The organism is Arthrobacter pigmenti (assembly GCF_011927905.1).
Classification (GTDB): Bacteria; Actinomycetota; Actinomycetes; order Actinomycetales; family Micrococcaceae; genus Arthrobacter_D; species Arthrobacter_D pigmenti.
In genome coordinates, this window is the sequence record NZ_JAATJL010000001.1 from 1,684,180 (window position 1) to 1,697,236 (window position 13,057).

The 13,057-nt window shown below is 64.5% G+C and carries 13 protein-coding genes; 1 reads left to right on the forward strand and 12 read right to left on the reverse strand.

What is annotated here, in order from left to right; all coding sequences use genetic code 11:
- Positions 1-12 precede the first annotated feature (12 nt).
- From BJ994_RS07685 to BJ994_RS07720, 8 genes are all read right to left on the reverse strand, one after another.
- Positions 13-906 (reverse strand): shikimate dehydrogenase, encoded by an 894-nt coding sequence (locus BJ994_RS07685; RefSeq protein ID WP_167993050.1) that lies wholly within the window; start codon positions 904-906, stop codon positions 13-15.
- Positions 907-2,130 (reverse strand): endolytic transglycosylase MltG, encoded by a 1,224-nt coding sequence (gene mltG / locus BJ994_RS07690; RefSeq protein ID WP_167993051.1) that lies wholly within the window; start codon positions 2,128-2,130, stop codon positions 907-909.
- On the reverse strand, positions 2,127-2,705 hold the full coding sequence (gene ruvX, locus BJ994_RS07695) for a Holliday junction resolvase RuvX (RefSeq protein ID WP_425339372.1): 579 nt from the start codon (positions 2,703-2,705) through the stop codon (positions 2,127-2,129). The genes mltG and ruvX overlap by 4 nt, the downstream gene beginning before the upstream one ends.
- Before the next feature lie 15 nt (positions 2,706-2,720).
- Complete coding sequence (gene alaS / locus BJ994_RS07700; protein WP_167993052.1) at positions 2,721-5,399, reverse strand: alanine--tRNA ligase; 2,679 nt, start codon at positions 5,397-5,399, stop codon at positions 2,721-2,723.
- Positions 5,400-5,462: 63 nt separating this feature from the next.
- Positions 5,463-5,687 carry a DUF6167 family protein gene (locus BJ994_RS07705; protein ID WP_167995919.1) on the reverse strand — a complete coding sequence of 75 codons (225 nt, stop codon included), beginning with the start codon at positions 5,685-5,687 and terminating at the stop codon, positions 5,463-5,465.
- 44 nt (positions 5,688-5,731) lie between these two features.
- A complete protein-coding gene (locus BJ994_RS07710; protein WP_167993053.1) occupies positions 5,732-6,106 on the reverse strand; it encodes a DUF948 domain-containing protein in 375 nt (124 codons plus the stop codon).
- Between the two features lie 152 nt (positions 6,107-6,258).
- The gene (gene rpsD, locus BJ994_RS07715) at positions 6,259-6,885 is read right to left on the reverse strand and encodes a 30S ribosomal protein S4 (protein WP_167993055.1); all 627 of its coding nucleotides are present in this window, start codon (positions 6,883-6,885) and stop codon (positions 6,259-6,261) included.
- Between the two features lie 208 nt (positions 6,886-7,093).
- Entirely contained in the window at positions 7,094-8,554 is a 1,461-nt protein-coding gene (locus BJ994_RS07720; protein WP_167993080.1) for an AAA family ATPase, read from the reverse strand.
- 61 nt (positions 8,555-8,615) lie between these two features.
- Between BJ994_RS07720 and BJ994_RS07725 the strand changes: the two genes are divergently transcribed.
- On the forward strand, positions 8,616-9,275 hold the full coding sequence (locus tag BJ994_RS07725) for an acVLRF1 family peptidyl-tRNA hydrolase (RefSeq protein ID WP_167993082.1): 660 nt from the start codon (positions 8,616-8,618) through the stop codon (positions 9,273-9,275).
- 44 nt (positions 9,276-9,319) lie between these two features.
- Here the strand turns inward: BJ994_RS07725 and rpe are convergent, their stop codons facing one another.
- From rpe to def, 4 genes are read right to left on the reverse strand one after another with little or no spacing between them, the layout of a single operon-like run.
- Positions 9,320-9,973, reverse strand: coding sequence for a ribulose-phosphate 3-epimerase (gene rpe, locus BJ994_RS07730; protein ID WP_167993084.1), 654 nt, complete (start codon positions 9,971-9,973; stop codon positions 9,320-9,322).
- 46 nt (positions 9,974-10,019) lie between these two features.
- Positions 10,020-11,516: an RsmB/NOP family class I SAM-dependent RNA methyltransferase gene (locus tag BJ994_RS07735; protein WP_167993086.1), complete on the reverse strand. Its 1,497-nt coding sequence runs from the start codon at positions 11,514-11,516 to the stop codon at positions 10,020-10,022.
- The gene (locus tag BJ994_RS07740; protein ID WP_167993088.1) at positions 11,513-12,430 is read right to left on the reverse strand and encodes a formyltransferase family protein; all 918 of its coding nucleotides are present in this window, start codon (positions 12,428-12,430) and stop codon (positions 11,513-11,515) included. The genes BJ994_RS07735 and BJ994_RS07740 overlap by 4 nt, the downstream gene beginning before the upstream one ends.
- The gene (def, locus tag BJ994_RS07745) at positions 12,427-13,014 is read right to left on the reverse strand and encodes a peptide deformylase (protein ID WP_209066689.1); all 588 of its coding nucleotides are present in this window, start codon (positions 13,012-13,014) and stop codon (positions 12,427-12,429) included. Before def ends, BJ994_RS07740 begins: the two co-directional genes overlap by 4 nt.
- Between the last annotated feature and the right edge of the window lie 43 nt (positions 13,015-13,057).

Sequence of the window (13,057 nt, forward strand, 5' to 3'; positions counted from 1 at the left end):
TGGCCGGGGAGCTCAGCGCCGAGGAGCCCCTACCGCGTCACACATCACATTTATGACAGCGTTCTCGTCCTGGAAGGCATCGCCTGCAAAGAGCTTCACCTGTTCAACGGCCTGATACAGCAGCATCTCAAGACCCGGCACGATCACTCCACCGCGTGCCGCCCAAACCCCGGCGATAGCACTTGGCCATGGGTCATAGGCAACGTCGAGAAGCACACGGAGCAATCCTGCGCTCTCGCGGACCTCTCGAGCGGCGCCGCTCAGCTCACGGGCCAGCTCGTCTGCACCATGGGGAGGCAGGGTCGAGATGACAAGGGAGGCGTTCGAGCACAGGTTCGCCGCCTCAGCAAAGTCCGTTAGACGGACGTCGATGCCGAGCCGCTCCCCGAGGAAGACAAGACCGGAAGCCTTCGGTATGGAGCGCACACATACGTCTGTGAGACCCACGCCGAGGCGGGCAAGCGCCGCGACCGCGGCAGCTGCGGTCCCGCCCCCGCCCAGCACAACCGCATGGTCGACAGACCCGGTGCCGGCATGTCTGACCGCGTTCACAATGCCGGCCACGTCCGTGTTGTAGCCCATCAGCCGACGATCGGGACCCTCGCCCTTTGCGAGGACCGTGTTGATGACGCCGAGGGCGCTGACATCCGGGCCGACGTCGTCCATATGCTTCAGCGCAGCCGCTTTATGGGGCATGGTGACCGACAGTCCGCGCCATGCATTGTCGGACCGGATATCCGCGATCAGATCACCGAGTTCGTCCGGCAGTGTGTCAATAGCCGTGTAGCTGCAGTCGACACCAAGAAGTGCGTAGGCAGCTCCGTGCAACTTCGGCGATTTCGAGTGTGCAATGGGATGGCCGGTTACGCCGGCCCGGAAACGGGCCGGCGGTACCGCTTCGTCCACCTATTCGCACCTTCCCGCATTATCGGCACACCAGGCCTGATATTCCTCGACGTAGCGGGCGTGCTCGGCAAGCGTCTCCGAGAACTTGGTTTCACCGGTATCGAGGTTCACCGTTACCCAGTAGTAGTAGGGCACGTCAGCCGGATTGACCGCGGCATCAATGGCTCTCTCCCCCGGGGACCCAATGGGCCCAACTGGCAGACCAGGGATGGCATACGTGTTGTACGGGTTGCTTTCGTCAGCCTTCTCCTCCTCGGTGAGGCTGTAGCTCTTGCGTCCAAGCCCGTACGTGACCGTCGCATCCGATTGGATCAGCCCGTTGGTTTCGGTGTTCTCCGGACCGAGCCGATTCATGATCGCCCCTGCGACCTGGGCATAGTCGGCCTGGCCTGCCTCGGCCTGCACGATGCTCGCGATCGTGAGGATGCGGTACTGCTCATCGGTGTCGGTGACGCCGGCGTCCTCGAGCGCCGCCATGCTGTTGTCGACCATCTCCTGGATAATCTCTGCGGCGGAAATGTCCAGGTCGAACCGATATTCACCCGGGAACAGGTATCCTTCGAGGCTCGGCGCCTGCTCGGGGATACCGAACTGGGTAGGGTCCTCGGCCAAAGACTCGAACTCCTCACGCGGAATACCGGTGGACTCAACGAGGATGTCGAAAACCTCATTCTGGCGCAGATTCTGTGCGACCGGCACGTAGTGCACCCCTGCGTCTGCGTCGAGGAGAAGGGCTTTGGCCGCTTCTTCGGAACTCATTTGGTACTTCATCTCGTACTCGCCGGGCTGGATGAGCCGTCCGTCAGCAACAGTGCTCAGGGCGCTCATAAATTCGTCAGCGTCAGCAACGATGTCCTGCTGTTCCAGCGAGCTGCCGATCGTGAGCGGTGCCGCTCCGGCCTCCACAGTGAATGTCACGGACCCGGTTCCCGGACCTGCGTAGTCGGTTACCTCGCCCACCCCGAGGAGGTTCCTGAGGAACATCGCGACTGCGAAGACCACCCCCACGAATCCGAGCACCACCACGATCATGACGATTGTGCGGCGCCGACGACGCCGTTGACGTGCCCTGGAAGGGCGGCGTGTGCGCCGGGAAGGCAGATCCGCTTCGAAGAACTGTTCCACCGGTTCAGGGTGGGTGGAGTAGTGGTCGTCCAGATAATCGTCGGGGTGCTGGTCAGCGCCGTGGTCGGCTGCCGGGAATGGAGGATGGCGGTGGCTCATTGCTCCTCTTCCCTCCTCCAGTTGATGTGCGAAATGTCTAGCTCCTCGGATGAGGCCGACGGGGACCCCGAAAGGTCCCGCCGCCGATGGTGAACGACCGGCTCCCCCACATCCCGCTCAAGGTTTCGTTGCATGTCGATGGCGTGCTGAAGTATCTCCACGGCTGCCACCTGATCTACAACCTTACGATGTTCGCGGCTGTTCAAGCCAGCCTGCCGCAGTGAGCGGTGCGCTGACACGGTGGTCAGGCGCTCATCGATCAGCCGAACCGGCACCGACAACCCAGTGGCGACCAGCGCTTCCGCGAGCTCGACGGCGTACTGGCGCGCCATCGCGGTGGAGGCTGATTCTGTCCCGCTCATGTTCCGGGGCAGGCCCACGAATACCTCAACGGCCGCCAGTTCCCGAATGTTCCGCACCAGCAGGAAGAGGTCGTTGTTCTTCTTCGGATCGCGTTTGAGCGTACGCACTGGTGTTGCGATCAGCCCATCCCTGTCGCTGGCCGCGATGCCTACGCGCACCATCCCGACGTCGACGCCGATCTTGACTCCGCGGGGGTAGCCTTCGGTTTCCACTTCGTTGCCGTCCCGTTACCGGGATGCCAGCGCCGATCGGACCGCCTGCAGGGCCGCCGGCACCTTCGAGGGGTCGGAGCCGCCACCCTGGGCCATGTCATCCTTACCACCGCCGCCGCCGCCCAGCACACCGGCGGCAGCACGCACGAGCGCTCCGGCCTTTACACCAGACCGGCGCGCCTCTTCGTTGGCGACAACCAGGATGACGGGACGGTCCTTGCTGACACCAGCCGCCGCGACTACCGATGCGCCGGAACCAAGCCGTCCACGTAGGTCGAGCGCCAGATTCCTGAGATCATCGGCGCTGGCGACGACGCCCGCGTCATGAGCGATGAGCCGCACGCCGTCGACGTCTACTGCCGTATCGACCAGCGACGCTGCGGCAGTAGACAACTGCTCCTTCCGGAGGCGCTCCAGTTCCTTCTCGGCTGCTTTCAAACGGTTCAGCGTTGCGCCTAGACGCTCCGGCAATTGGGGTGAGGGAACCTTCAACATCTCGGATAGCTCATTCACAAGTGCCCGTTCCGCGGCGCCGTGCCTGAAGGCGTCCATGCCGACAAGCGCCTCTACACGGCGGTTACCTGAGCCCACCGACTGTTCGCCGAGCAGGGTTAGTGTGCCGATGAGTGACGTGGAGTCCACGTGGGTTCCGCCGCAGAGTTCGCGCGACCATGCGCCGTCAATCTCCACCACGCGCACTTTGTCGCCGTACGCCTCGCCAAACAGGGCAGTGGCCCCGAGTGCCTTCGCATCATCGAGCGCCATGACCTTCGTCTCCACCTCGTGGTTGCTTCGGATGGCGAGGTTCGAAACTTCCTCGATCTCGGAGCGCGCGGCCGGACTGATCCCTTCACCCCAGGCGAAGTCGAACCGGAGGTAGCCTGCCTTGTTGAAGGAACCGCGCTGCAGTGCTTCGGGGCCGAGGATCTGATGGAGCGCCGCGTGCACGATATGCGTGCCGGAATGGGCCTGCTCGCCGGCGTGGCGGCGCTGGCGGTCGACGGCGGCAGTCACCGGCGCGTCACGGGTGATCTCACCCTCGCGGACGACGGCGCGGTGGACGCTCAGCCCCTTCACGGGACGCTGGACGTCGGTGACCTCCACGACGAAGCCGTTGCCGGTGATCAGTCCGACGTCGGCGGCCTGGCCACCCGCCTCGGCGTAAAACGGGGTGCGGTCGAGGATGAGTTCAATCTCGTCATTCTGCTTCGCTACCGGGACGGATATTCCGTTGCTGATAATTCCACGCACGGATGCTTCGCTGGTCAGCTCGTCGTATCCGGTGAATACGGTCTCTCCGGTCGAGAGTAGATCGTTGAAGACCGTCATGTCGGCGTGACCGGCCTTCTTGCCCCGCGCATCGGCCTGCGCGCGCTGCCGCTGCTCGAGCATCAGGGCGCGGAAGCCGTCAGCGTCCACCTGCACTCCGGCTTCCTCGGCCATCTCAAGGGTGAGGTCGATGGGAAAGCCGTAGGTGTCATGGAGGCTGAATGCGTCTTCGCCGGACAGTGCGCGGCCGGCACTCTTAGACTCCCGGACTGCCTCCTCCAGGCGCGCTGTCCCGGACGCAATGGTGCGCAGGAATGCCTTCTCCTCCGTGTAGGCAATCCTGCTGATGCGCTCGAAATCCCGCTCAACTTCCGGATAGACGCCCTTCATGGCATCGCGGGAGACCGGCAGCAGATCCGGCAGGCATGCCTTCTCGACGCCCAGCAGGCGCATGGCGCGGACGGCCCGACGGATGAGGCGGCGGAGAACGTAGCCTCTCCCCTCGTTCGAGGGCGTGACGCCATCGGTGATCAGCATGAGTGCCGAGCGTACGTGGTCGGCCACCACGCGCATGCGGACGTCGTCCTGGTGGTGGGGATCGTCGTCGGACTCGGCGCTGGTATATTCCCGCCCGGAGAGCTCAGCCGCCTTATCGAGGACGGGGCGGACCTGGTCGGTCTCATACATGTTCTCGACGCCCTGCAAGATCATCGCCAGACGCTCAAGGCCCAGTCCCGTATCGATATTCTTCTTCGGCAGTTCGCCTGCGACGTCAAAGTCCTCCTTGCTGCGCACAGCGGAGAGCCGGTACTGCATGAAGACCAGGTTCCAGATTTCGATGTAGCGGTCCTCGTCGGCCTCCGGACCGCCGTCCTTGCCGTACTCCGGCCCCCTGTCGAAGAAGATCTCCGAGCATGGCCCACCTGGGCCGGGCTGCCCGGTATTCCAGTAGTTGTCCTTCTTGCCGAACTTCTGGATGCGCTCAACCGGAAAGTCGACTTCGTCGCGCCAGATGGCGAGGGCTTCTGAGTCCTCTTCGTAGACCGTGACCCACAGCCGGTCGGCAGGAAGTCCGAAGCCGCCGTCGTCGACACTGGTGGTCAGAAGCTGCCAGGCCATGCGGATGGCATCGTGCTTGAAGTAGTCGCCGAAGGAGAAATTCCCGCACATCTGGAAGAAGGTGCCGTGCCGGGCCGTCTTGCCGACCTCTTCGATATCGGCGGTACGGATGCACTTCTGGATGCTCGTTGCACGGTCATACGGCGGTGTTTCACGGGCCGTCAGATAGGGAATGAACGGCACCATGCCGGCGACTGTGAAGAGGAGCGAGGGATCACTGGAAACCAGCGATGCAGAGGGCACGCGGGTGTGCCCCTGGCCTTCGAAGTAGTCAAGCCAGCGACGGGCAATCTCTTGGGACTTCATGGGGGAATCCTTCTGTGTTGCTCGCGGCCCAGGCGCAGCCGCGGATCGTGGGGACAGGCCTGGTCAGGAACGGGGATCGGCGTCGATACCCAGGGCGGATCGGAGGTCTGCCTCGCGTTCATTCATGCCCTGGCGCAGCGCATCTGCGAAGCCAGCGACGCCATCGGTCAGCTGCGCAACGGCACGGTTGAGCCCTTCCGGACCGACAGCCGATTTCATGGCCGATACTTTCCGGACAGCGACGACGCCGATGGCGACTCCCGCCGTGAGCCAGAAAACCCTCTTGATCATGGAGAAAACCTCGTCTGTCTTAGCGTATGTACGGGTGCGGTTCAGCGGCTACGACGGCGCGGTGCCGGCTTGCGCCGGGACGCAAGCGCGCTGCGTACGCCGTAGGAGAATGCCGCGACCTTGATGAGCGGTGATCCGAGCGTCGCGGCAACCAGGGAAGACAGCGCGGAAATGTTTGCGGAGGCATCCGAGACGTGCGATGTGATCCCGTCGACATTCTTCAGCTGCTGGTGCGTGGTCGAGACGGTATTAGTCACTTCATCGATCAGCGGAGTGGTGCCGTCGCTCACAGAGCGGATCGCCTGACGGAGCTCATCGAAGACTTTCCCGAGCTTCCAGACCGGAATGGCGAGCAGCGCCACGAGGACAGCGAAAACCCCGGCTGCGATGAGTCCGGCGATATCTCCACCTGACATTGACGACAACTCCTTACGCGCTTGGCTGGGCGGGCTCACGCCCACAATTCCCTTAGTACCTTACCTACTCCTGGAGCCCGCGGCGTGCGCCACGGGCTCCAGGAGTAGATGCTATTCAGTTGTGTTGTCAGGCCGAGCGGAACGGCGCTGGATCAGCGTGCGTAGTATTCCACCACGAGCTGCTCTTCGCACGTCACGGGAACCTCGGAGCGCTTGGGACGACGGACCAGGCGGGCCTGGAGCTTCTCAAGCTGGACATCGAGGTAACCGGGAACGGCCGGCAGCACGTCGCGGTGCGCGCCTGCGGCGGCAACCTGCAGCGGCACCATGGTTTCACTGCGGCTGTGGACGTGGATGAGCTGGCCTTCCTTCACACGGAAGGACGGACGGTCAACGCGTGCGCCGTCAACCATGATGTGGCGGTGAACCACCAGCTGGCGTGCCTGGGCACTGGTGCGGGCGAAGCCGGCGCGCAGCACGAGGGCGTCCAGGCGCATCTCAAGCAGCTCGATGAGGTTTTCACCAGTCAGACCGGCGGTACGGCGTGCTTCCTCGAAGACGCGCGCCATCTGCGCTTCGCGGATACCGTACTGGGCGCGCAAACGCTGCTTCTCGCGCAGACGTACTGCGTAGTCGCTGTCCTGCTTGCGGCGCGAACGGCCATGCTGACCTGGCGCGTACGGGCGACGCTCCAGGTACTTTTCAGCCTTGGGAGTCAGGGCAATACCGAGGGCACGCGAGATGCGCACCTTCCGGCGGGCACGTGTGTTGTTAGCCACGTTTACCTTTCACTGTTTTACGGCAAAGCAGTTCACGCAGGTTCTAGCGCATGAACTCTTTCTTGTGTCGCTGGCCTCCATGTGTGGAGAGCCGGAAGGGGCCGCTTTCCGGTACTACAGTTCGCGATCCTCACAGCCCAGGAATCACAAATCCTGTTGGGCGCACGTGAGCCGCGACTTGCCAGTCAACGGACAATCCTAGCAGTGCTCAGCGCTTACGGATAATGGAGCGCAGCTTCTCCAACCTTGCGGCGACGGCACGCTCCGCCCCCCGGTCGGAGGGAAGATAATAATCGGTCCCCGCGAGGTCATCGGGTGCGTACTGTTGGGCCGCAACCCCGTGCGGCTCATCGTGGGAGTACACATAGCCCTTGCCGTGGCCCAGCTGTCGGGCGCCCGGGTAATGCGCATCACGCAGGTGGGACGGTATTCCCTGGCCCTTGCCTGCGCGGACGTCCGCGATGGCCTGGTTTATTCCGTTGTAGGCGGCATTCGACTTCGGGGCGGTGGCAATGTGTACGACTGCCTCGGCAAGGATGATCCTCCCCTCCGGCATGCCGACGAGTTGCACCGCCTGCGCGGCGGCGACAGCTGTCTGCAGGGCGGTGGGATCCGCCATACCCACGTCCTCGGCCGCTGAGATCATGAGCCGCCGCGCTACGAACCGGGGGTCCTCCCCCGACTCGAGCATGCGTGCCAGATAGTGCAGCGCAGCGTCGACGTCAGAGCCCCGCAGTGACTTGATGAACGCGCTCGCAACGTCGTAGTGCTGATCCCCCGCCCGGTCATAGCGCAATGCCGCGACGTCGACGGCTTTTTCCGCATGGGCGAGGGTTATTCGAACTGTCTTGTCCGTGGCCGCATCCGCTGCCTGGCCCGACGGCGGGTCGGCTGGATCATCTGCTGCCTGGTGCGCTGGATCGGGATGGGCATCCCCCGTTTGTGCAACTGCGGCAGCAGCTTCAAGCGCTGTGAGCCCCCGCCGCGCGTCGCCCGCCGCTAGCCTGACCAGGTGCGCCAGCGCATCATCTTCGAGGCTCACCTGCCCGGCCAATCCACGAGGGTCTCGGGCGGCTCGCCGCAGGAGTGCCGCGATATCCTCCTCCGTCAATGGCTTCAGCGTCTGCAGCAGGGAGCGGGAAAGCAGCGGCGAAACCACGGAGAAGGAAGGGTTCTCGGTTGTTGCCGCGATGAGTACCACCCAGCCGTTCTCCACGCCCGGCAGCAGGGCATCCTGTTGGGCCTTATTGAAGCGGTGAATCTCGTCGAGAAAGAGCACGGTCGTGGTGCGATGGAGGTCACGGGCGGACAGAGCCTCGTCCATGACGCGCCGGACATCCTTCACGCCCGCCGTGATGGCGGACAACTCGACGAACTTCCGGCCCGGCCCGCGTGCGATGACATGGGCAAGGGTTGTCTTTCCGGTACCGGGCGGACCCCAAAGAATCACTGATGTCGGTGCGCCCACCCGCGCCGCGGGCTCGCCGCCAGCCAACGTGCGCAGGGGCGACCCGGCCCCCAGGAGGTGCTGCTGTCCTACGATCTCATCGACCGTCCGTGGTCTCATCCTGACTGCGAGCGGGCTGCGCGGGCGGTTGCGCGCCGTCGGTTGCCCGGATGCCGGCTCATCTTCCTGCTCGCCGTGGTCCACACTGAATAGGTCACTCACAGTGCCAAGGCTACTGTGAACCACTGACAGGTTCCGTCCCATACCGGCGAAAGGAAGCATCGTGCAGGACAATCGCCAGGTGCTGGTACAGCCGGAACGTCTGGCGGGCTGGGTGGAGCGTTTCGGGGAACGAAACGGCAACTTCAGTGTGGAAGCGGCGGGCGCCGTCGTCGTACTCCGTGCCGTCAATGGGTGCACGGCAGAGCTCACCGCACCGCTCTCCCTCGTTGTCGAGAACGGCCCGCCGGATGTCAGCGACGAGCAGACTGCCCTCGACGCGCTGATTCAGGCCGCATCAACCCCGGCAACGGTGGGACTGCTGCTGATTCGCCGGGGAGGTTACGCAGTCGGAGTGTCGCGGAACGGAAAACTGGTCGCGTCGAAAACGGGCACGCGCTATGTGCAGTCGCGTACAGCGGCGGGAGGTTGGTCGCAGCAACGGTTTGCACGAAGGCGGGCCAATCAGGCGGACGCGCTTGTCGAGACGACCGTGGACCGCGCACAAGCCATTTTCGAAGGGCATCGCCTGGACGCGGTTCAGGCCGGCGGTGACGCGCCGCTGGTGGCGGACTGCCTTGAACACCCCAGGCTCAACTGTTACCGGAAACTCCCTGCCTTGCCGCTGCTGACGGTACCCGATCCGCGCCGGGAGGTGCTCGTGAAAGCGGCTGCAGATGCCCGCGCCGTCCGGGTACGGCTCACGGGGATCCCGGTGAGCTGAACTGAATTTGCCCGATCCTTTGACCAGCAGCCCTCGATCGCGGACTACGACGCTGCACGGCGAAGGCCGGCGATGGCTACCGCCGGATCCTCCGTGCCGTAAACGGAGGAACCGGCCACGAAGACTGTTGCCCCGGCCTCAGCAGCGCGCCCGATGGTCTCCTCCGTGATACCGCCGTCCACCTGGATCGCGACAGGAAGATTCCCACCCCGGATTGCCTCGGCCGCCCGCCGGATCTTCGGCAGCGTCACGTCCAGGAAGGACTGACCGCCGAATCCTGGCTCGACCGTCATGACCAGCAGCATGTCCAGTTCACCGAGCATGTCCAGATAGGGCTCGACGGCGGTAGCCGGGCGGAGTGCCATTCCCGCCTTCGCGCCGGCGGAGCGCAGTTCGCGGGCCAATCTGATAGGGGCCCTGGCCGCCTCGGCGTGGAACGTCACCGAGGACACGCCGGCGCCCGCGTACTCGGGTGCCCACCGGTCAGCGTCGTCGATCATGAGGTGCACATCGAGCGGGATCGGGCTCACCGCCTGAATACGCTTTACCACGGGCAGCCCGAGTGTCAAGTTGGGAACAAAGCTGTTGTCCATCACGTCAACGTGGACGGCGTCGGCGGAGCCGATGCGCCTCAGTTCCGACTCGAGGTTCACGAAATCCGCGGAGAGGATGCTCGGGTGAATACAGCACGTGGTCATGGACAACCTTTCGTTAGTGGTCGGGAGTTGGCGGCCATCGACGCGGTCAGTGCCGTGAACGCCGAATCAGCGCCAGGAACATCGCATCGGTGCCGTGGACATGTGGCCAGAGCTGCGCGGTGGACTCATGCCCAGCGTTCAGGGCACCCGTGATGCTCACTGCATCCAGCGCGGCACCGGCGTCGAGGAGTGAGAAGTCCTTCCGGCCGCGCAGACAGTCCTGCACGACGGCGGTTGTCTCGGCCGGGTGTGGCGAGCAGGTGACGTACGCGACCACTCCACCGGGGCGTACGGTATCGAGCGCCTCGCTCAGCAGGCCGCGTTGAAGCGGCGCCAGGTCGACGAGATCTGCGGGCTTCCGGCGCCAACGCGACTCGGGACGGCGACGCAGCGCACCCAGCCCGGTGCATGGCGCGTCAACCAGAATCCGGTCGAACCCATCCGGATATGCTGCGCCGACGGTCCTGCCGTCATCAACGCGCACGGTCCAGACATGCGAAGGGACGGCGTCCAACGCCTGGCGCACCAGCGCAGCGCGATGTTCCGCGGGCTCATTGGCAACCAGGACGTGGCCGCCCTGGGCCGCGACCGCCCCGAGCAGCGCCGCCTTGCCGCCCGGCCCTGCGCACAGATCGAGCCAGCTCTCGCCCTTCCCGCCCCCTGAATCCAGTTCCACCGCAGCCAGCGCCCGGGCAACGAGTTGCGAACCGGCGTCCTGCACGCGGACCTTTCCGGAACGGACGCTCTCCAGCCGGCCCACATCGCCGGCGGCAAACACCACGGAGTCTTCCACGAGGTCACCAGGGCGCCCGCCGGCTTGGAGCACCTCGTCCAAAGTACCGATGCCGGGGAGCGCGACCAGGTTGACTTCGGGCGCGGCGTTGTCAGCCTGCAGCAGGTTGTCGATTTCGCTGACGTTCCTGCCGTGTGCCACGAGGCTCTGGCGTAACGCCCGGACGATCCATTCGGGGTGGCTGAACTTCAGCGAGCTGACCCGGACCGGCTCTTCCATCCCGCCAACAAGCTCGTCGAGCCACTCCGCGAGCGGTCGGCGTGAGACCTTCCGCAGCACGGCGTTGATCAGTGAGGAAGGTCCAGCGCCGATGACCGCGCGGGCGAGCCCGACGGTCTGGTCCAACGCGGCATGCGGCGGCACGCGCATCGCCATGAGCTGGTGCACCCCGATCCGCAGTGCGTCAAGGACGGCCGGATCAAGCTGGTCCAGGGGACGGTCCACACACTGCCCCAGGATTGCGTCATATGTTCCTTGCCCACGCAGGGCGCCGTAAGCCAGTTCCGTGGCGAAGCCGGCGTCCTGGCGTCCCAGCCGGTGCTTACGGATACTGCCGGGAAGAACCAGGTTGGCGTAGGCGTCGTCCGCCGAGACGGCCCGCAGCACCTCAAACGCAACAAGCCGCGCCGGGTCGGCACGACGCGTGCGCTCAGACGGTGCCGCCGTCGAGAATTTTCGGGACCCTGACCGGTTGCGTTCGCGTCCACGCTCATTGCGCCGACTGGGATCGTTGGGGCGTCTGTCGGTCATTCGAACCTCACATCTTTTCGTTGTGCGCCACGGAACCAGTCGGCGGCTGCGAGGACGGTTCGGCCCGATGGCTGCAGGACGCCCAGCTCGACCGCGTGGGAACCGGTGCCCACCAGAACAGCACCATTACGCTGCGAAGCCTCTCCGGGCGGCAGATCGGTCACTTCCGGACGCAGCAGCACCGGGCCAATCTTGAACCGTTGCCCACTCAGGGTGGTCCAGGCGCCCGGTTCCGGTGTCACGCCGCTGATACGCCGTTTCACGGCAAGGGCCGGATCACTCCAGCGGATCCGGCCGTCCTCGCCCGAGAGTTTCGGGGCGAGGGACACCTGGCCCTCCTGCGGAAAAGCCTTTGCGCGTCCCTGTTCAATTGCAGAAAGAGTCTGCGCAAGCAGCACTGCCCCGCTGGCAGAGAGCCGCTCCAGAAGAGCACCGCTGGTGTCCCCGGTCAGAACCGATTCGGTCACAGTACCGAAGAGAGGGCCGGTATCAAGGCCCTCTTCGAGCAGGAAGGTGGACGCTCCCGTCACATCGTCGCCGTTGATGAGCGCGTGCTGCACCGGCGCTGCCCCACGCCAGGCAGGCAGGAGCGAAAAATGCAGGTTGATCCAACCGTGTCTGGGAATTGTCAGCGCAGTTACCGGCACGATCCCGCCATACGCAACAATTGCGGCCGCATCAAGATCCAAGGCGTCAAGGCGCGCAACAACGTCCTCGTCGATACGGTTTGCTTTCACGGTTTCGAGTCCAAGCCTTGCCGCCTCCTGAGCCACAGGGCTCGGCGTCAGGACCTTCTTCCGACCCACCGGCGCATCCTGGCGCGTGAGAACTGCCGCAACATGGTGGCCTGCACGGAGAAGCTCAGTCAGTGACGGCACTGCCACGTCCGGTGTGCCCGCGAACAACACCCTCACCGGCTGCCGCCCTTGTCCTGGCTGAGTAACGGACCAGTACCGAAGGCCGAGCCCACTGACGCGGACCTCTTTTCGACTGTCTCCTGGGTAACTGATCGATAGTGCGCATTCCGCAGTGCCTGCATCGCGCGGCTACGCTCCTTACCTTCCAACCGGTCGATATAGAGCCGCCCATCCAGATGGTCTGTTTCATGCTGGAAGCAACGGGCGAGCATGCCGGTGGCTTCCAACTCAAGCGGAGATCCCGAGGCGTCATATCCCCGCAACCGGACCTGCGCTGCCCGCGGCAACTCAGACCCGATTCCGGGAACCGACAGGCATCCCTCCTGGTCACCCGACTGTATTGACTCTCCCAGGGTCAATACAGGGTTGATGACATGCCCTTCCACGCCATCCACCGCATAGGTGAATATGCGGAGCCCGACGCCTACCTGGGGGCCCGCCAAGCCGGCCCCGTTCACGCTGTGCATAGTCTCGGACATGTTCTGGACCAGCCGCACGAGATCGGGACCGAAGCCCACCACCTCAGCCGCCGGTGTGCGCAGCACAGGATCTCCGATCATTCTGATGCTCAGAACTGCCATTCGGTTGTGCGTCCTCACTTTTATGTGGTGATGCCGAGGAAAC

Bases quoted from the DNA above. Each gene is read 5' to 3' on its own strand.
- rpe (WP_167993084.1), bottom strand. From the start codon at position 9,973: ATGACCACGTGCTGTATTCACCCGAGCATCCTCTCCGCGGATTTCGTG.
- BJ994_RS07735 (WP_167993086.1), bottom strand. From the start codon at position 11,516: ATGACCGACAGACGCCCCAACGATCCCAGTCGGCGCAATGAGCGTGGA.
- def (WP_209066689.1), bottom strand. From the start codon at position 13,014: ATGGCAGTTCTGAGCATCAGAATGATCGGAGATCCTGTGCTGCGCACA.
- alaS (WP_167993052.1), bottom strand. From the start codon at position 5,399: ATGAAGTCCCAAGAGATTGCCCGTCGCTGGCTTGACTACTTCGAAGGC.
- mltG (WP_167993051.1), bottom strand. From the start codon at position 2,130: ATGAGCCACCGCCATCCTCCATTCCCGGCAGCCGACCACGGCGCTGAC.
- BJ994_RS07710 (WP_167993053.1), bottom strand. From the start codon at position 6,106: ATGTCAGGTGGAGATATCGCCGGACTCATCGCAGCCGGGGTTTTCGCT.